The following is a 17,766-nucleotide window of genomic DNA, read 5'->3' on the forward strand; positions in this document are numbered from 1 at the left end:
GCGATCAGCGGCAATTACTCCAAGCTCCCGTGGACTAAAATCGGGTTGAGCTATGGAGGCATTACGCATGGACAAGCCGAAAACCGTAGAAGAGATGCGAGCGCTGCTACTCAGCCAACGCCCCGACCTGAAAGATGATCTTGCTGAAATGTCAGATTTTGAGCTGCTGCGACTCATGGTCTGCATATATAAAAGCTCGATTCTCGTCAAAGAGGCTGAGCTGATTGAGATCGAGAAGCGGCTGGACGAGACTGCCAGGGTTCTCTTTTCTCCTGTGCTTCACTGAACTCATCGGGTCTATACGTCTGGACGGGCTTTTCGTGTCTGCCCTTCCCTATCCAGAATCCATGGCTACACTGAGATCAGCTGACAGATCAGCGCCCCTTCGACAGATTGCCCGCCATTGAGCGGGCTTTTTGTTGCCTGTAATTTGATCGTGTGAAGCCGGCCCAGCGCCGGGCTTTTTCATGTCTGCCATTCACGACGCGCCAGTACTATTTACCAACCATCGGTGCGCTGGAGCCCTTCGCCTCATACTGTGCGCGGTTAAATGCGCGCTGGATATCCTCCTTGTCGGCATCCCCATGATCAGTGCGAGATCCCATGCATTTCAACTCCCGAACCCCGCCAGGCCCTTCAATCTTCATTGCAAAGGGTTCGCAGGCCACTCCTTTCTTGAGGTAGCACCTCGGGTTTCCAAAGATGCATGCCCTGGCAGCGCTGTTCAGTTGACTTTTCATTGGAACCCAAGAGCTGCCCTGCTTTGCCTGAATGGAAAAGGCGAGTCCTTCATCGCCAACATTTGGGTAATCAGCTGGCGACTCAGCGAGCGAATATGGCATATGAGCCGCTGCAGCCAGAATTACGGCTGCAATAATCTTCTTGCGCATTTGAATCTCCTGGACGGCTGATGGTTAACCTGGTCGACAACCATCACCCAGGCATTTTTATTGTAGGAAGTTGCTGGGACCGTTCCATGGGGCCGCGACAAGTGGTCTACCAAAGCACTACCCGCCAGAGACCTGCGCTGAAGTATTTTTTGCTCCTGCTACGCTTTCCTCATCAACCAGAGGAAACGCTATGTCCGAGCTCCCCGACGATCCAACTCCTGCACTGCTCAGCCGCCTGAACCAGAACATCAATGCCTTGGGCTCTGCTATCGAAGAAATAGGTATTTGGATCGATCAGCGCGGCTCTACGGAGACATACCATCGAGTCAGCGAGCATCTTGAAGTGCTGTCAGAAAACAGTGACGCCATTGCAGAGTTGTTAGTCGACTTGATTGCCAGATGGAAGCCGGAAGAACGGACTGACGGAGAGGACTAACAGAGATCTGGTGGCCGCCCAAGGGTTGTTCTAAAATCGATCGCGCCGAGGGATCGGTGCACACTGCAATACAAACAGCCCACTATGCCCCGCCATGTGTGGGCTTTTTGTTGCTCGATGATTAGATTTTCAAAATTCGTTTTTCAGTATTTAGGCATCAGCCAGCAGATCGTAAAGCAGCTTTGCATTTTTGGTACTTGGCCTGGGTCTCCTTAATCCCATTTTTTTGGTCTTCGGACTGTTTTGCCGCATTGACGCCTTGAATCAACTCCTGCTCACACGCCAGCAGCTTTGCACCCCTTTCCATCCGCTCCGTCTGACGCTCAAACTTCTGTAGCTGTGCACGAATCATCTGCTCCTCTTGGGCAGGACTCAGCACCCCGGGAAGGTACAACGCTTTGATAGAGGCCTCCGCAGCAATTCGCGGTGTAACTGCAACTGAAACAGGAGACGACGCTATAGCCATCGCTTTCTTGCTATCCGGCGGGCATTCGCTAACCGCGTGATCCACCAGCCTATTGAAACCCTGGGGATTCATAGCAATCAAAAAAGCGATATTTTCAGGCGGCTGCCCCTCCCAAAAATGGAAGATCAACCCATCCACTTGGCGACCTGCGTACTCGCACTGCAATACTTTGTTTTCTATCTGAGCCACAAAATGGTCAAAGCCTTTCTGCTTCGAGCTTTGACCAAAATAGGTTCTTGGATCGACAACATGGCTTGCGAGCAACCTACGATTCCCACCGTTGCGATGAGCCTCCCACTCATCCCATTCTGCCTGATCTCGAAGTCGTCGGTACGCCTCGTACTCTTTCAGGCTGGCACTGTTCTGAAGAGCCGCCGCGGTCGCGATCGGATCCGGGGTCATGCCAAGCCCTCCACCAACCCTAAAGCGCAAGGCATTGAGCCACTTGGTGAAAGCTTCCCTGGCACTAGGAGGAATTCCACCATCCGGAGAATTTGACTTGCTCGCAAGGGCGATAAGGTTGCTCATTGCTTTGCCCGGATCACCGTCACTGGCCACTTGAGGCCAAGCAATCAGCAAATCTTTCTGAAACAGCAATTCGCCAAATTTTTCCCCACTAGCGGAGCGATCTGATGCTGAAGCAGCAAAATAGGCGCGTCGAGCCTGCTCTATATCAGCCTCGAACTTCGTCATCTCTTGACGCAACTCTGCAAACTGCTCAATGGCCCTATTCATACTCTGGGCCATGTAATCCCCTGTCGTGGGTCGCCCAATCCAGATGACCTCCTCCGCATACGCGCTCGCCGCAACGAGCGCGATAGCAATCGCCGTAATGAAAGAGCGATTACACCAGACAATGAGATTCGACCACCCGGAAGTGATCGCTCTTGTGAGTTTGTGCATGTTGGGCACCCCAAACCGGGACCGCTGAAGGACCTATTCAGATTAGCAGAAGGTTTTTACATTACGGTTCTCCGCTGCCCGCCACTGAGCGGGCTTTTTGTTGCTCGCCCATCGCAAGAGTACAAATGTACTCCGCTAGCTGTTGCCAATCCCGACTTGCTAAAATACTGTATGTACATACAGCAAAGGAGCACTGTGATGGCAAAGGCAAAGCAAGCACCAAAACCCCCAACCTCTTACGAGCTGCTCGGCATGCGGATCCACAAGATCATCAACACCCCTCGATCCCAAGCATCAAAGTCTGCCCTATTGGAGCGAGCGGCTAACGATTCGCCCGAGGACTGGGATCGCATCCTGGAAGAGATCGCCGAGAACGATAACGTGACCATTGCCCATCGCGATGGTGGTGCAGTGCATATTTTCTGGACGGTACCCAAGGAAGACTGAATTCACCCATCCCTCTTTGCCCGCCGCTGTGCGGGCTTTTTTTGGAGCGCCGAAAATAATATGACCGGAGGTATTGACCAATACACAATACCGGCGGTATTGTTCACCCATCGCAGCGCTACAGGGACTGCGAAGGGCCTCAACAGGCCCGCCGCTCTTTAACAGTCTGACGTGACCACCGCGACGTACCCAGGCCACTACCTGGGTCGGAAGAAGCTAAACCGCCGCCCATGCAGCCTCTGGATAGCTGCCGTGCTCCCTCATGTGAGTACGCGAAACCACGCAAGCCAGCCAGGAAGAACACCGGACACGAAATGTGTGACCTGGCCAGAGATATGAATCGGGCGATGCGCGTGGTGGAGAAACGAACTACCGAGGATGTCTCGGAGGTTCAACTGGACAGCATCACTGAGCAGCCTTCTCGCGAGGGCTGCTTGGGATGACAACCGAGCCCTGGAGGGCGATGCAATGTTCAATTTCACCAGCACTCAAGAAAACGGAAAGACCATCGCCCGTCTGGGTCAATACAGCGCTCACTTCACCAGCAGCGCACGCAACACTCGCATCACGGCGGTGGTGATCACCGACGAAGACAGTGGAGAGTGCCGCGCTACTGGTTCGCTGTTTTACCACTACGACGCCATTGCCCAAGGGCATAGCCACTGCGACACAGGCGCCCGGCAGTACGACAACAACGTTTTGGTGTGATGGGCCTTTTCACTGATGCACCTGGTTACCCGGGTGCATTGGGAAAACACACCGAGGAGTTCCCCATGGGATGGCTACCAATCACCTGTATCAGCGCTGTAGTTGTGCTTCTGGTTTGTGTGGCCGTTTCGTTATGGGCCCTTTGCAGGCATGTGGAAGCGTGCGAGGAGTGAGATTTCACCGACAACCCTTATCACGAGGGGTTGACGGGAAATCAACCGGAGTAACCGCCATGGACCAATCAGCTTCAGCGCAAACGAAATGCACCCGCTGCGGAGAACCCGCCGACCCGGTGGTTTACAAAACCATCATCGATCGGGCCTACGACCAGGTGCGAAAGAAGAAGTACGTTCGGCAGCAGAGCCTGCCGTTCTGCAGCGAGGAACACGCAAACCATCACCAATGGTCTTGCGAAGGCTGAAGCATCACCTCTGCACGTTTAGCGAGTGTGCAGACGGATGCCATCAGCTCGGTCTCGATTCAAGCCCGATCAACAGCTGTCGTCTAGACTGGCTGGCAGCTACCGATAGGGGCAGAGAGTTTCACTAAATGGCCTGAAAGGCGGGCCATTTAGGAAGCTAACCAAGGAGCAGGACCATGTTGATACTTACCCGCAAGGCAGGAGAAACCATCTGCATTAATGACGACATCAGCATCACAGTGCTGAGCGTCCAAGGGCAACAGGTGAAGCTGGGAATTGCTGCACCGAAAGATGTAGCGGTGCATCGCGAAGAGATCTACCAGCGTATTCAGGATGAAAAAACAGCCGAGTGAACAACAGATTACGAATGGAGTTCACCTCACTGAGGTGAAGGACTGACTTGCCGGCAAAGCGGCACCGAGCGCCTGGTACTCCCCAGCACCAGGCCGCATCGGAGTGTGATCTGGTCTGCAGTTGTCACAGCAGACCGAGGATGAAGCCAGCGATCAGGCAGCCCCTGGCGGTGAGCCTTTGTAGCGCTGCGAGTTGAACGGCGGGCTGTTGAAGAGACCGCACCTCCGACCAGATCACACCCCGATGCGGACGATTCTGCACCGCGCAACGCGGCCCCCTGCAATCACAGCTTGATAGGTGGCCACTGCCTTCCCAGTGAGCGAACCATAGGAGGATGACCATCATGTAATAGCTGACTGATCCACCTGCGTGGCGCAGCAAGCCTGAAGACTGCGCCCAATACCCTGACAGGCAGCGGACAGTAGGTCGTCGATGTCACCGCGCATCAACTGGGAAACCGGTAGGCCAACCGAAAAGACGACGATGTACCGCAGGCGAGTCCGAGGGCATAGCTGGCCAGACTCGACGCACGGGAGGAAGCGCTCCCCGCCTGCATCCCCCCCTCCCCGACACCACCCGCATGCACTCCCCTCCGCGCCCAACGGCAACCAGCGGAATGGATGAGTGCAGCCGAGTTTTGTTGGTTTAACACACGCCGATCTGGAGGCGACCATGAACGCAGCACTGAATATCTGTCAGGCCATGCACGACGCGCAGTTGCCTCCGATGGTGAGCGAGAGCTCGCAGGAAGTGGCTCGGGCTGAATGGCTGTACAACGCGACCGAGCAATTGGTTCGGTTCGGCGGGAATGTAGCTTTTCAAGGGCGAGCCCGTCCCGCCAAAGCAGTGACATCGCACCAATTCGCCATGGCTGTCGATGAGCACGTCAACGGTAGGCTTGAAGATTGCGAGATCGTAACCGCCTCACTTGGTTACCTGGTAATCGCCGCCATGAGTGGGCGATATGACAAGGCTGCCGCCGCCGAACTGCTCGGCCCCAGCGACCACCCGCTGGGCGTACTCGGTGAAATTGCAGAGGGCCTACTTCGGCCCCTTGTCGGTGATGCACTGATTGCCCAGGCAGAGGACGAAGAGCTATGAGTCCGTACATCCTCATCGATGAGGCCCTGGCCGGGCTTGAGCATCCCGATTGCCCGCCCGGCAACAGCATTCTGGTCCAGCAGATCATCACCAACCTGATGACCGACCAGTTGATCACCCTCGAAGAGTTCAGCCACTACTGCCAGCGTCTGCTGAAGCATTGCAGGCAGCGCAAGGAGTTCGCATGAGTACGCCACCGGTTAAAACACTGATCGACGAGCAGCTCGAAGATCTGCCCGCCGACCGCATGATCCTGGCCTTCACCCACACCAAGTGGCTGGGCGCCCTTTCGCTGGCTCACGATGCGGGCATCCCGAACGTGCATGCTTGGAGCGGCCGGGCCTGCATGTGCGGTGAGTGGACCGTCGCCTATGAGGTGAAGGCATGAGCATGATTTGCGGCAACTGCAACCAGGCAGGAATTCGCTGGGTCGGCCCGCTCAGCCACTTAACCCATACCGAATGCCCGCATTGCGGCGGCACGAACTGCCAGCGCGCAGACCAGCCCGAAGCCGAAGAGGAAGAAGAGGTCGAGGAAGAGGTTCAGTGTGGTTGCGGTCGCAAGTCTGGACCTCCCAACTTTGATGATGGTCGCTACTACTGCGGAAGCCAATGGTGCATGCCATGACCTCCTACCAGCGCGCCAAGCGCTACTGCTTCTGGCGCGGCTCAGCCATCACCCTTCTCCTCTTCACTGCCTGGATGCTGGCAAGCGCCTACTCCGGTCAGCTCACCCAATAACTCGAACTCATACGCCGCCTGCATGGCGGAAGGAATCCCCGTGTCTGATCTAACCGTCAAGCAAAGCTTCAGCCTTACCCCTTCGTCGCTGAGCGAGGCCATGCAGTTCGCTGAGATCCTGGCCAAGTCGACCATTGTGCCGAAGGAGTTCCTCGGCAACCCGGGCAACATCCTGGTGGCAATCCAGTGGGGTTTGGAATTGGGACTGCAGCCACTGCAAGCGATGCAGAACATCGCGGTCATTAACGGGCGCCCGGCGCTCTGGGGTGATGCAGTTATTGCCCTAGTGCGCGGCTCGCCTCTTTGCGAATACGTGTACGAGGAAGACGACGGCCACACAGCCACTTGCCGAGTGAAGCGCCGCGGCGAGAACGAGCAGGTGCGGATCTACACCATGGATGACGCCAAGACTGCCGGCCTCGTCGGTAAGGCTGGCCCATGGACGCAACACCCAAAACGCATGCGCCAGATGCGCGCCCGTGCCTTCGCCCTGCGTGACGTGTTCCCTGATGTGCTGCGCGGCATGCCGGTCGCCGAAGAACTGCAGGACATGCCGAAAGAGCGGGATAACGGCCAGCCGCTCGCCAGCGTAGCCAAGATCGCTGCGCCGACCAAGCTTGAAGCATATCCGGATGAGAAGCTGGCCGAGAATCTGCCGAAGTGGCGCAAGGCGATCGAAGACGGCAAGTCATCGCCTGAGCACCTGATCGCCACCGTCAGCAGCAAATACACGCTTACCGCCGAGCAAATCGACGCCATCAACCAGCTGAAACCACTCGAAGGAGAAGCAGCATGATCATCCATAACGTAGCCCAGGGATCAGCCGAGTGGCACGCCCTGCGCGGCCAGCACTTCACCGCATCCGAAGCGCCGGCAATGATGGGGGTCTCGAAGTACCAGACTCGCACTGACCTGCTGACGCTGAAAAAGACCGGCATTGCTCCTGACGTGACCCCGGCGCAGCAGCACATCTTCGACAGAGGGCACGCCACTGAGGCACTGGCCCGGCCGCTGGTGGAAGCGATGATCGGCGAAGAGCTTTATCCGGTCGTAGGTACCCAGGGCAACCTGCTTGCCTCGATGGATGGCGCGACGATGCTCGGTGAGACGCTGTTCGAGCACAAGCTCTGGAACGAAACGCTGGTCGCCCAGGTGAAGGCGGAAGACCTGGCTCCGCACTACTACTGGCAACTCGAGCAGCAGCTTCTGGTGAGCGGCGCCGAACGTGTGATCTTCGTGTGCTCCGACGGCACCGCCGAGAACTTCGTCAGCATGGAATATCGCCCGGTTGCCGGCCGCGCCGCGCAGTTGGTCGAAGGCTGGAAACAGTTCGAGGCGGATCTCGCCGGCCACGAATTGGCAGATGCCCCGTCTATCGTTGTCGGCAAGGCCCCGGACGAGCTGCCAACGCTGCGCATTGAACTGACCGGCATGGTTACCGCCAGCAATCTGAAAGTGTTTGAGGAGTCGGCTCTGGCGGTCATCGATTCGGTGAAAACCACGCTGACCACCGACCAGGACTTCGCGGACGCGAAAAAGGCTGTGAAGTGGTGCGGAGACGTTGAGGACGCAGTGACGGCAGCGAAGAAGCAGGCGCTGTCACAAACCCAGACCATCGACGAACTCTTCTGCTCGCTGGACCGCATCAGCAAGCACGCCCGGGAAACTCGCCTGAAGGTCGACAAGCTGGTGAAGGCTCAAGAGCTGCTGGTGAAGACCAACATCAAGCAGAAGGCCGAGCAGGCACTGACTGATCACATCACGGCGATCAACAAGACCCTGGGCAAAGTGACCCTGCCGGCGGTGACCGCCGACTTCGCCGGCGCCATGAAGAACAAGCGCACCATCGCCAGCCTGCAGGATGCCGTTGATACCGAACTGGCCCGGGCGAAGATCGACGCTAGCCAGATGGCCGACGGCATTCGCCTCAACCTCGAAAGCCTGCGCACCCTGGCTGCCGACCACGCCTTCCTGTTCGTCGATGCCCAGCAGTTGGTCATGAAAGCCAACGACGACCTGGTCGCGCTGATCAAGGTTCGGATTGCTGAGCACCAGAAAGCCGAGGAAGAGAAAGCCGAAGCCCAGCGCGAGCAGATCCGCAAGGAGGAGCTGCAAAGGATCGAGGACGAAGCCAAGGCGAAGCAGGTGGTCGAGCCTGTCACTGAGCCTGCGCCAGTTGTGACGCCGGCCCCGATCAAGTCCGCACCGGTGGCACAGTCGGCACCCAAGTCGGTGACCGCGCCAGCGCACCAGGCGGTGAACCTTCAGGCCGAAGTATTCGACCTGCTGGATCTGGTCAAAGCCGTGGCCTATGGGCAGGCGCCTATCTCTGTACTGACCGTCAACTGGGAAGCGCTCGATGCGATGGTTGCTGATCAGGGTCAAAACTTCAGCATGGCCGGCGTGAGGCTGGTGCAGGCGGCAGCATGATCGTCAGCCACGAACTCAGCATGATCCAAATGAACGCGCCGCGTAGCGCCGAGCTGGCCAGCAATGTCGAGGCCTTCTTGAGTACGGGAGGGACTATTCAGGAGCTGGCCCCGTTCAAGTACGCCCCTCCACCGATCCGGCATGAGCCGGAACCGAGCAAGCGGGTAGCACCAAAGCGACGCGCCGCGAACCCGAACAAATTCGGCCGGATGACCCAGCGCGATATCGAGCGGGCGGCACGCGACAAGGAAAGGGCCGACCTGGTCGAGCGTATCAGGGGGCTGGCGCTGACGATGACCCAGTCCGAGGTGCAACAGCTGACCGGGATCAACCGGCGCAAGCTGCTCACCCTGTCGCAGGACAACGGCTTCACCTACAAAACGCCTACCCGTAGCGGCGCCAATGATTCGGCGCGACTCGAGCAGGTTGCAGCCCGGGACACGAGGCTTGCCGAACGGATCAGAGCGTTCCTCGAGCTGGGCATCACCCGCCGCCAGTGCTGCGGCAGGCTGGCCATCGGCAACAAGGCCTTCGAGCGGATCATCAAGGCCCACGGCATCGACTACCCCAAGGCTCATCAAGGCAGCACTTCATGCGCCGCATAGCCCGCATCCAGCAACGCAAACGACAAACCTGGCTGGCATTGCCGGCCAGCGGCATTGAAGAGGTATCCCATGGCTGTCGCACAGAAAGAACGATCGGCAAAGACTGCGGCGAGGCGAAAGACTCGCGGCGAGGAAGAAATCAGGCTGCATTGCATGACTGGGACCCGACAGGCCCTGGCTGAGCTGATGGCCTGGAGCGGCATCGAGGAACAGGGCGAGGCCATCACGCTGATGATTCACCGGCTGCATGAGTTAGGGCCTCAAAAGTGCCTGCCGATGCTTGATCCGCCGCGACACGAATACGTGATACCAGAAAACGTGTCGCGGAAATTGGAGCTGGCCTATAAGCGAGAAGAGCTGCGTATTGGCCTTGATGAGTGATCAGCCGAGTATGTGTTCGAAGTTTTTCAAAGCTTCGGCAGCCGCAGCCTTCTCCTTTGGCCCACCAGGGCCGTTGCTACCCATGATCGATCCTCTGACGCTTGCAAGCAGGTGGTGCAGATCGGTTCCGTTCCTCTGTGCCTCAAGCACTAATGCAACCAACAAGTGCTCCAGGGCGTCAATTCGGGCTTCTTGATTCATTTGTAGCTCCTTGATCCGGCGTCATGCCGGGCAGAACACAAATACCCCACTTCAACGAATCACGCCAGCCGGCGAGGATCCCCTATGTCCGCACAACAGAAGAAACACCCCTTCGACTTCAAAACTCAATACGGACTCGGCTTCAGCACTCAGGACGATGAGATCGTTGTCGACTTCTTCTGCGGTGGTGGCGGTGCCGGTACCGGACTGGAAATGGGCCTGGGCCGCGCGGTGAATGTCGCGAAGAACCACAGCCCTCAGGCGATCAGCATGCACACAGTGAATCACCCTGGTGCTGTGCACTACACCACCGACGTGTTCGAAGGTGATCCGGACACCGAGTGCGGTGGCAAGGCGGTTGGCTGGTTCCACATGTCTCCGGACTGCACGCACCACAGCCAGGCAGCCGGCGGCCAGCCGCGCAAGCGCGAGATTCGCAACCTGTCGTGGATCGGCCTGAAGTGGGCAGGCATGAAGCGACCCCGGGTGATCAGCCTGGAGAACGTGAAGCAGATCCTCCAGTGGGGCCGCTGATCGCCAAACGCTGCAAGGCAACTGGACGGGTTATGAAGCTGGGCGGCGCCATAGCTGAACCCGGCGAAGTTGTACCGGTGCACCAGCAGTTCCTGGTGCCCGACCCAAAACGCCGCGGGCAGACCTGGGCCGTGTTCGTGGCCGAGCTCCAGCACCTTGGCTATGTCGTCGAGTGGCGTGTGATCAAGGCCTGCGACTTCGGAGCGCCGACCAGCCGTGAACGCCTGTTCATGATCGCCCGCTGCGACGGCCAGCGCATCGTGTGGCCTGAACCGACCCACGCTAAGCACCCGGCCAAGGGACAGAAGAAGTGGCGCACCGCGGCCGAGTGCATCGACTGGACAATCCCGAGCAAAAGCATCTTCGACCGGCCAAAGCCGCTGGCACCGGCCACCCTCCGCCGGATCGCCAAGGGCATGAAGAAGTTCGTCATCGATGCCGCTGATCCATTCATTGTGCCGATCGCGAACTGGTCCGGTGAGAGCGTCCAGTCAGCGCAGGACCCGCTACGCACCGTGACCTCTTGGCCACGTGGCGGCTCGTTCGCCATGGCTAGCCCTATTATCGCGCCGGCCACTCACCAGGGCAGTGACCGCGTCAACGATCCACACGTCCCGCTGCCGACGGTGACCTGCGCCAATCGCGGCGAGCTGACCCTCATCAGCCCTGTAATGGTCACCGCGGCGCACGGCGAAGGTAAACCGGGCGGCGTGCAGCGGTGGGGCAATGGCAGTAAGTTTGCCGGCGATCCGCTCGGCACTGTGACGGCAAGTGGCGGACACTCTATCGCCGCGGCGCACCTGGTGAAATTCCGGTTTTCGGACGAAGGCAAGGCGCTCGACGAGCCGCTGCCGACCATCACCAGTGGCGGTAACTACCAGCGCCCGGCCGGCGCCGCGCACGCCATGGGCATCTCAACGGTGTTCATGGCCCAGATGAATGGCGGGTTCAACACCACGGCTGCCAAGAGCATCGAAGACCCGATGACCACGGTGACCAACACCGGCAGCCAGCAGCAGCTGGTGACCGCCAACCTGGTGCACCTGCGCGGCAACTGTGATGCCCGGGACGCAGCGGATCCGCTGCACACCATCAGCGCCGGCGGCACCCACCACGGTCTGGTCACCGCGTTCATGGAGCGCCAGTTCGGCGCAAGCGTCGGCCAGGCAGTGAACGAACCGGCACCAACCATCACTGCAAGTGGCGGCGGCAAGAGCTCGCTGGTCGAGCTACAGCTCTCGCCAGAGGTTGAAGCCGGCGCACTGCGGGTCGCGGCCTTTCTGATCAGCTACTACGGCACCGAGAACGTGAGCGCTGCCGGCGAGCCAGCGCCAACCATCACCACCAAGGATCGGCTGGGTCTGGTCACCGTTACGATCAAGGGCACGCCGTACGTGATCGTCGACATCTGCCTGCGGATGCTGCAACCCACCGAGCTGTACAAGGCCCAGGGCTTTCCCGCCGACTACATCATCAGCCACGGCGCCGACGGCAAGCCGTTCACCAAGACCCAGCAAGTTCACATGTGCGGAAACAGCGTCAGCCCGCCGCCAATGGCTGCACTGGCACGAGCCAATGACCCATGGCGAGTGGCTGCGCGTCACGCGGTCGCAGCGTAGATCACCAACGTGGAGTGTTGCCTGAGCTTTCAATTCTGAAAATCAGGAGTCACTTGCGAAAGCTATCGGTGGCACGTTGAAAAAATCGTGGCTATCGTAGCCTCATCTACTGCACTAGAAATGAACTGCAAAGGGTCACTCATATGACGTCAACTTCTGACTCCCGATATAGTCGTCTTCAACCTCTACCTGCGCACGAAAGGGCCTCACTTGCTATACAAGCATTTGCCTTTTTTTCTCCAACAAAATATGAAGAAAACCTACGTATTTTGGGCGAAAACCCAGATCCCTCGAAAACTACGAGACCTCTATCAGTAATTCAATTTATTGAGTACCTTGAAAAAACCGAGGTATTAAATGAAGCGTTCAAGTCTTTGTCGCAGATCACAGCATTGCTAGAGGCAATGGAGAGAGAAGGACTATTAGTAGTTGTAGGTCACGGCAATTTCGTTTTGGCACCAAAACTCTATTACTCCATGAAAGAGCTAACTTCCAGAGAGCGGAAAGGCTACGCGTGGCTAACACCAGCATTAGGAGCTGACTTTCTGTATGGGTATTTCGGAAAGTTCACAGTACATATCATTGGCGATAACAACGCAGCCGAGCACGGCGGTACAGGCTTTGTCATTTCAGACCGACACATTCTTACTTGTGCTCATGTTATTAACGGGATGACTGTTCGAACCGAACAGACTTTTCAAGGAAAGGCATGCAGAGTGAAGCAAACTTACGTCCATCCTCTCGTGGATGTGGGAATTATTGAACTTGAGGAGCCATGCCTGAACGACAGTAAAGCAATCGGCTTCCGAGATCCGGTCATCGGCGAGCAGCTATATTTGCTTGGTTATCCTCCCGTCCCTATGGCTAGCGAGGCACCGCTGATTCTACAGGGTGGAGAAGTAGTCAATGAGAGAATTTTAGACTATCAACAACAGGAGGCATTTTTATACTCAGCAATTGCGCGTCCTGGAAATAGTGGAGGACCCATCATTGCTCGTAGCGGTCATGTTCTTGGGATAGTAACGGAAGACAGAAATAATCCAGATCACCCCCACGCTTTGTTTTTCGCTGGTCTAGCTACTTCCACGATTGCAAATGCTCTTGCGGAACTATCCGCTGGTGTAGATCTACCCGTTGAAACGTACCAGTAGCTGAAGAAGAAGGTATGTTGCAAGTCCTCAGGGACCTCCACCCTATAATAACATGAGGCAACTCACTGACTCGAAACGCCTGCCGATACGGTATCGCATCGGCAAGCCTACAGCTATAAATCTCATCTCCCCTCTGTAACTCCCTCCCCCTTCAAAGTCAGCCGCTATAGCGGCAAGGACGAAGTCATGCCTGAAGAAACTGCCGCGACCTTGCGAGAGCGAATCATCCAGTACATGCGAAAGAACGACACCGGTGGTTCCGGCTGGTTTCCCACCTGGTGGTTCAAGTTCCATGTCTCCGGCGCTCGTGACACTCCCGAGATTCGCCGTGAACTGGAGAGGATGAAGCGCGACGGCTTGCTCGAGGCCGATCACATCCAGAGCAACAACACCAAATGGAAGCTGACTGAAAAGTCCGGCGAGGTGACGCCATGATCGCCCTCGCCTGGTTCGCCTACGTGTACTGCTACAAGGGGCCGCGGTGATGAATACCTACCGACACACCTTCGCAGCCGTCTGCCCGTCGGACGGCGAACTGATCATCTATCGGCTTGAAGTTCGGTCGCCGGCGATGATCTACGTCGAGCACATCAAGGCCGCGACCGCGATCATCAAAAAAGGCTGCCACGAACAGATCGCCGATCGCCTGTCCGAAGCACTGGGTGGTGATCAGACGATCATTGCCACACACCAGGGCGTCGAGATCGAAACAGTGAGGCTCAGCGGATGATTCATTACCACGGCACGCCTGTCGGCGGTAAGCGCGAGGACGCCGCTAAGTTCCTGGTCGGCCGGCACGCGCTGGTGCCGTTCCCACGCAAGGACGATCTCGGGATTGTCGCCGATGTATGCAAATCGTTTGTTTTCGATAACGGCGCATTCACAGTGTGGAAGAAAGGCGGCCAGGTAGACGTCGAAGGCTATACACGCTGGGTCGAAGACTGGCACCGTCACCCTGGATTCACTTGGGCGCTTATTCCGGACGTCATCGACGGCGACGAAAAGGCCAACGACGACCTTGTTCGGCAGTGGCCAGAGGAGCTTCGCGGCGTGCCTGTCTGGCACTTGCACGAATCGCTTGAGCGGTTGCAGCGGCTGGCGAGGTGTTGGCGAACGGTTGCCCTGGGCAGTTCTGGGCAATGGGCTACACCGGGCACTGGATCATGGTGGAAGCGGATGGGCGCCGCGATGGACGCAATCTGCGACGACCAAGGCCGCCCAGCTTGCAGGCTTCACGGCCTGCGAATGCTCGACCCTGCGATCTTCCAGCATCTGCCATTCGCCTCCGCCGACTCCACGAACGCAGCAGTGAACGGCGGGAGCATCAGCCGTTTCGGCATGTATGCCCCACCGACCGCCGGCCAGCGCGCCAACGTCATCGCTGACCGCATCGAATCGCACAACAGTTCGCCCATCTGGCAACGAGAGCCCCAGGCCGAGATGGCCATCTAATCCACCACCTTCTGCCGCCACGCGCGGCATGGAGCATCAAATGAATACCGCACATACCGATGAGTTTATCGAATACATCCGCTTGCCGGAGGTCCGCCGCATCTCGGGTCTCAGCACGGCGACCATTTACCGGATGGCCGTCGGGGGAAAGTTTCCACGCCAGGCCAAGGTTGGAGAGCAGGCCGTGGCCTGGATTCGTTCGGAAGTCGAGGCATGGGCAGCAAGCCGGGCTGCTACCCGTCAAAGGGCGCAATAGGCCTAGGCCGTCATCAGTCCGTCCAGATAGTCGGCCCAATCCTGCATCATTCCCCGCCGCTGCTCCACGTATTCTGCGTGGTTGTATGTCTTTCTGATCTTGCTTGAACCCGCATGCGAAAGCTGCGCCTCGATCCAGTCCTCGTTGTAACCCATCTCGTTCAAGGCCGTTGAAATCGTGGCACGGATACCGTGCCCGGTCAGTCTGCCTTCATATCCCATTCGTCGTAATGCAACGTTGACCGTGCCGTCACTGATTGGCTTGCTCGGATCACTCCGGCCTGCGATCAGCAATTTATAGCGGCCGGTCAACTCATGCACCTTGCGCACCTCAGCAACCGCCTGTCGCGATAGCGGCACCAGATAAGGCGGTACGTTATCCCCTCCTTTCGCCCTGATTACCTTTTGCAATTGCTTCACGCTTGATGCTGGAATGGTCCAAAGCGCTCCATCAAGGTCGAACTGTGACCACATTGCGTTGCGCAGCTCGCCTGTGCGCACTGCTGTTAGCAGCAATATCCGGATGGCGCTCTTTGTGTATTCCGTGACATCAGCACCATTCAGCGCCTCTAAAAACTCTTTAAGCTCCTTCTGCCTAAGCATGGGGTTATGCTTTTCTGGCGGCTCTTTAGCGGCCACGATATCCAGATCCGCCGCAGGATTGGTCTCCAGATAATCAGAAGCGATGCCAAAGCGGAATATTTCGTTGAGCCAGGTCCTGCATTTTCGAGCTACGTTGAGCGCTCCCCGCTTCTCGACAACCCTCAGGGCCGCAAGTACGTCGGCACGCCTCACGTCTGCAATGGGGAGTTTGCCCAGTGCTGGAACTAGGTCTTTGTCCAAATAGAGCTGAGCCTGCACGGCAGCGCCCTTCTTGGCCTTGGCCCATCGAGGTAGCTTGAAGTCGTACCACTCTTTGGCCACTACCTCGAATGTTTTGACGGCACCGGTACTGGCGGCACGTTTTTCTTCGCGGCGCTGAGATCGAGGGTCGACACCCCTGGCAATAAGGGATCTGGCCTCGTCTCGACGCTCGCGAGCCTCTTTCAGGGAGATTTCTGGATAGGTGCCCAGGGATATCCGCGGCTGCTGTCCGTGCCATGAGAAACGGAAGTGCCACGCTTTCGTGCCTTTGGCTGCGACGAACAAAGACAGACCCGCGGTATCGCTGAGGCTGTAGTCTTTGTCTTTGGGCTTTGTTTGCCTGACGGCTGTGTCAGTGAGGGGCATTAGTACATCACCATGAGCAGTCGAATTCAGATGTGCTGATGAATGTACTAAAAATAATGAGAAGGGGTGAGAGTAGTTGAGAAGAGCTGAGAACAAAAAAGCCCCGGAGGCCAATGCCAGCGGGGCTTTTTGAGAAGGCTTGGTAAGGCCTGAGAAGCGAAAATGGTGCCCCGAGCCGGAATCGAACCGGCACGCCCTGCGGCGGCAGATTTTAAGTCTGATGTGTCTACCAATTTCACCATCGGGGCATGGGAAATGCTAAAGCAGGCGCTGATTTAACCCTAAAACAAAACCAGAATCAATCACTTAGGAAACCAGGCAGACCTTACGGCCATGAAAGTCAATGTTACCAAGTCCCCGTTGGGCGATATGACGTGATCAGGCGGAACTGCAACTGAGTTACACCCTACAGAGAGATCGGCGGGATGTAACCTGGGAGTAAGCCGCAACGAAGGCCGCTACCTCAGCCCACCGCCCGCAACCAATCAAGTAAATCCATTTCCAAGCTGCCTGGCTTGGGTGCGGTGGGAGATAGCAGGCAGTAGCGTGAGCCATCTTCAACAAATCCCAATGGCGCGACCAATACACCGCTCTGGATATCGTCGCGCACTAAGTGCCATGGACCAATGGCCACTCCGAGGCCTGCGACAGCCGCTTGGATGCTGAAGTAAAAGTGTTCAAAAGTTTGCACTTCCATGGAAGGCGTGGGCAGCCCTTTTGCACAAGCCCACTCCTGCCAAGCCATAGGTCGGCTGGTCGTCTCAAGCAGTGGTGCCGTGGAACGCAGAAATTTCCTGTTTTTGCTGAACCATTGATCGGCCATATCTGGCCGGCATACAGGGCCGACCTTTTCCGGGAACAGGCTCTGCGCATGATAGCCAGGGGGACGAGGAAAATCGTCCCGCCGAATGGCCAAATCGATGCCATGGTCGAACGAAAAGCTGCCGCCGCCGGCCACTAAATGAATGCCTGGCCCTCGATGAAGTGTTTGGAAGTCGCTCCAACGAGGGATCAACCACCGCATCAACAGCGTTGGCTCGCAGGATAGGACAAGCTGACGAGCACGACGGGCATCGCTGCGTATCTCGCGCACTGCCTGGCTCATCACTCCAAGCCCTTCACTCACGGCTTTGGCCAGGCGTCTTCCGGCGTCCGTTAAAAAGACCCTTCGGCTGCGCCGCTCGAACAGTTCAACCCCCAGATCCTCTTCAAGCAAGCGCACTGCCCGGCTTATGGCGCCGGGTGTCAGATGCAGTTCTTCAGCCGCACGGGCGAAATTTTCGAACCTTCCTGCCGATTCGAAGCAACGCAACGCGAGCAGTGAAGGTGTCCGAGCTTCAGAGATTGGTGAGTTGTAGTCACTATTTCCTTCAGAAATCATCGTTATTACCAGAGCACAGAATCTGTAAACATTGGCTTTTAACAGCACCAATGTGAAGGGT

Annotated in this window: 26 protein-coding genes and 1 tRNA gene; 21 read left to right on the forward strand and 6 right to left on the reverse strand. The window is 57.4% G+C overall.

Features of this window, described 5'->3' with window-relative positions; genetic code table 11:
• Positions 1-67 precede the first annotated feature (67 nt).
• The gene (locus Q1W70_RS26090) at positions 68-286 is read left to right on the forward strand and encodes a hypothetical protein (protein ID WP_302098355.1); all 219 of its coding nucleotides are present in this window, start codon (positions 68-70) and stop codon (positions 284-286) included.
• Positions 287-494: 208 nt separating this feature from the next.
• Here the strand turns inward: Q1W70_RS26090 and Q1W70_RS26095 are convergent, their stop codons facing one another.
• On the reverse strand, positions 495-890 hold the full coding sequence (locus Q1W70_RS26095; RefSeq protein ID WP_166589409.1) for a hypothetical protein: 396 nt from the start codon (positions 888-890) through the stop codon (positions 495-497).
• Between the two features lie 190 nt (positions 891-1,080).
• On the opposite strand from Q1W70_RS26095, the gene Q1W70_RS26100 reads away from it, so the two are divergent.
• Positions 1,081-1,326, forward strand: coding sequence for a hypothetical protein (locus Q1W70_RS26100; protein ID WP_166589410.1), 246 nt, complete (start codon positions 1,081-1,083; stop codon positions 1,324-1,326).
• A gap of 157 nt (positions 1,327-1,483) precedes the next feature.
• On the opposite strand, the gene Q1W70_RS26105 is transcribed toward Q1W70_RS26100, so the two are convergent.
• Positions 1,484-2,539, reverse strand: a complete 1,056-nt coding sequence (locus Q1W70_RS26105; RefSeq protein WP_302098357.1) for a hypothetical protein — start codon at positions 2,537-2,539, stop codon at positions 1,484-1,486.
• Between the two features lie 354 nt (positions 2,540-2,893).
• On the opposite strand from Q1W70_RS26105, the gene Q1W70_RS26110 reads away from it, so the two are divergent.
• The 12 genes from Q1W70_RS26110 (at position 2,894) to Q1W70_RS26165 (ending at position 9,882) form a co-directional block, all read left to right on the forward strand.
• Complete coding sequence (locus Q1W70_RS26110) at positions 2,894-3,142, forward strand: DUF1654 domain-containing protein (RefSeq protein ID WP_302098358.1); 249 nt, start codon at positions 2,894-2,896, stop codon at positions 3,140-3,142.
• Between the two features lie 468 nt (positions 3,143-3,610).
• On the forward strand, positions 3,611-3,850 hold the full coding sequence (locus Q1W70_RS26115; protein WP_302098359.1) for a hypothetical protein: 240 nt from the start codon (positions 3,611-3,613) through the stop codon (positions 3,848-3,850).
• Positions 3,851-4,082: 232 nt separating this feature from the next.
• Positions 4,083-4,271 (forward strand): hypothetical protein, encoded by a 189-nt coding sequence (locus Q1W70_RS26120; RefSeq protein ID WP_302098360.1) that lies wholly within the window; start codon positions 4,083-4,085, stop codon positions 4,269-4,271.
• Positions 4,272-4,447: 176 nt separating this feature from the next.
• Positions 4,448-4,624, forward strand: a complete 177-nt coding sequence (csrA, locus tag Q1W70_RS26125) for a carbon storage regulator CsrA (protein WP_302098361.1) — start codon at positions 4,448-4,450, stop codon at positions 4,622-4,624.
• Positions 4,625-5,297: 673 nt separating this feature from the next.
• Positions 5,298-5,726: a hypothetical protein gene (locus Q1W70_RS26130; protein WP_302098362.1), complete on the forward strand. Its 429-nt coding sequence runs from the start codon at positions 5,298-5,300 to the stop codon at positions 5,724-5,726.
• Positions 5,723-5,914 carry a hypothetical protein gene (locus Q1W70_RS26135; RefSeq protein WP_302098363.1) on the forward strand — a complete coding sequence of 64 codons (192 nt, stop codon included), beginning with the start codon at positions 5,723-5,725 and terminating at the stop codon, positions 5,912-5,914. The genes Q1W70_RS26130 and Q1W70_RS26135 overlap by 4 nt, the downstream gene beginning before the upstream one ends.
• Positions 5,911-6,114 carry a hypothetical protein gene (locus Q1W70_RS26140; protein WP_302098364.1) on the forward strand — a complete coding sequence of 68 codons (204 nt, stop codon included), beginning with the start codon at positions 5,911-5,913 and terminating at the stop codon, positions 6,112-6,114. The genes Q1W70_RS26135 and Q1W70_RS26140 overlap by 4 nt, the downstream gene beginning before the upstream one ends.
• Complete coding sequence (locus Q1W70_RS26145; RefSeq protein WP_302098365.1) at positions 6,111-6,353, forward strand: hypothetical protein; 243 nt, start codon at positions 6,111-6,113, stop codon at positions 6,351-6,353. The genes Q1W70_RS26140 and Q1W70_RS26145 overlap by 4 nt, the downstream gene beginning before the upstream one ends.
• 153 nt (positions 6,354-6,506) lie before the next feature.
• Positions 6,507-7,262 (forward strand): recombinase RecT, encoded by a 756-nt coding sequence (locus Q1W70_RS26150; RefSeq protein WP_302098366.1) that lies wholly within the window; start codon positions 6,507-6,509, stop codon positions 7,260-7,262.
• Positions 7,259-8,896 carry a YqaJ viral recombinase family protein gene (locus Q1W70_RS26155; protein ID WP_302098367.1) on the forward strand — a complete coding sequence of 546 codons (1,638 nt, stop codon included), beginning with the start codon at positions 7,259-7,261 and terminating at the stop codon, positions 8,894-8,896. The genes Q1W70_RS26150 and Q1W70_RS26155 overlap by 4 nt, the downstream gene beginning before the upstream one ends.
• Positions 8,893-9,501 carry a hypothetical protein gene (locus tag Q1W70_RS26160; RefSeq protein WP_302098368.1) on the forward strand — a complete coding sequence of 203 codons (609 nt, stop codon included), beginning with the start codon at positions 8,893-8,895 and terminating at the stop codon, positions 9,499-9,501. Before Q1W70_RS26155 ends, Q1W70_RS26160 begins: the two co-directional genes overlap by 4 nt.
• 69 nt (positions 9,502-9,570) lie before the next feature.
• Positions 9,571-9,882 (forward strand): hypothetical protein, encoded by a 312-nt coding sequence (locus Q1W70_RS26165; RefSeq protein ID WP_302098369.1) that lies wholly within the window; start codon positions 9,571-9,573, stop codon positions 9,880-9,882.
• Here the strand turns inward: Q1W70_RS26165 and Q1W70_RS26170 are convergent, their stop codons facing one another.
• A complete protein-coding gene (locus Q1W70_RS26170) occupies positions 9,883-10,083 on the reverse strand; it encodes a hypothetical protein (protein WP_302098370.1) in 201 nt (66 codons plus the stop codon).
• An 84-nt stretch (positions 10,084-10,167) separates the two neighbouring features.
• Here Q1W70_RS26170 and Q1W70_RS27400 point away from each other — a divergent pair, with 84 nt between their 5' ends.
• From Q1W70_RS27400 to Q1W70_RS26200, 7 genes are all read left to right on the forward strand, one after another.
• Entirely contained in the window at positions 10,168-10,617 is a 450-nt protein-coding gene (locus Q1W70_RS27400) for a DNA cytosine methyltransferase (protein WP_436799869.1), read from the forward strand.
• A 32-nt stretch (positions 10,618-10,649) separates the two neighbouring features.
• Positions 10,650-12,236, forward strand: coding sequence for a DNA cytosine methyltransferase (locus tag Q1W70_RS26175; protein ID WP_436799870.1), 1,587 nt, complete (start codon positions 10,650-10,652; stop codon positions 12,234-12,236).
• Between the two features lie 143 nt (positions 12,237-12,379).
• Positions 12,380-13,387, forward strand: a complete 1,008-nt coding sequence (locus Q1W70_RS26180; protein WP_302098371.1) for a S1 family peptidase — start codon at positions 12,380-12,382, stop codon at positions 13,385-13,387.
• A gap of 186 nt (positions 13,388-13,573) precedes the next feature.
• Positions 13,574-13,822 carry an OTU domain-containing protein gene (locus Q1W70_RS26185; protein ID WP_302098372.1) on the forward strand — a complete coding sequence of 83 codons (249 nt, stop codon included), beginning with the start codon at positions 13,574-13,576 and terminating at the stop codon, positions 13,820-13,822.
• A 49-nt stretch (positions 13,823-13,871) separates the two neighbouring features.
• Positions 13,872-14,117, forward strand: a complete 246-nt coding sequence (locus Q1W70_RS26190; RefSeq protein WP_302098373.1) for a hypothetical protein — start codon at positions 13,872-13,874, stop codon at positions 14,115-14,117.
• On the forward strand, positions 14,114-14,839 hold the full coding sequence (locus Q1W70_RS26195; RefSeq protein WP_302098374.1) for a hypothetical protein: 726 nt from the start codon (positions 14,114-14,116) through the stop codon (positions 14,837-14,839). Before Q1W70_RS26190 ends, Q1W70_RS26195 begins: the two co-directional genes overlap by 4 nt.
• Before the next feature lie 40 nt (positions 14,840-14,879).
• Positions 14,880-15,095, forward strand: a complete 216-nt coding sequence (locus tag Q1W70_RS26200; protein ID WP_302098375.1) for a helix-turn-helix transcriptional regulator — start codon at positions 14,880-14,882, stop codon at positions 15,093-15,095.
• Positions 15,096-15,097: 2 nt separating this feature from the next.
• Here the strand turns inward: Q1W70_RS26200 and Q1W70_RS26205 are convergent, their stop codons facing one another.
• From Q1W70_RS26205 to Q1W70_RS26215, 3 genes are all read right to left on the reverse strand, one after another.
• Positions 15,098-16,324: a tyrosine-type recombinase/integrase gene (locus Q1W70_RS26205; RefSeq protein WP_302098376.1), complete on the reverse strand. Its 1,227-nt coding sequence runs from the start codon at positions 16,322-16,324 to the stop codon at positions 15,098-15,100.
• Between the two features lie 163 nt (positions 16,325-16,487).
• Positions 16,488-16,572: transfer RNA gene (locus tag Q1W70_RS26210), tRNA-Leu, on the reverse strand.
• Positions 16,573-16,787: 215 nt separating this feature from the next.
• The gene (locus tag Q1W70_RS26215) at positions 16,788-17,705 is read right to left on the reverse strand and encodes a LysR family transcriptional regulator (RefSeq protein ID WP_302098377.1); all 918 of its coding nucleotides are present in this window, start codon (positions 17,703-17,705) and stop codon (positions 16,788-16,790) included.
• Positions 17,706-17,766: the final 61 nt, after the last annotated feature.

The organism is Pseudomonas kielensis (assembly GCF_030505375.1).
GTDB classification, from domain to species: Bacteria; Pseudomonadota; Gammaproteobacteria; order Pseudomonadales; family Pseudomonadaceae; genus Aquipseudomonas; species Aquipseudomonas kielensis.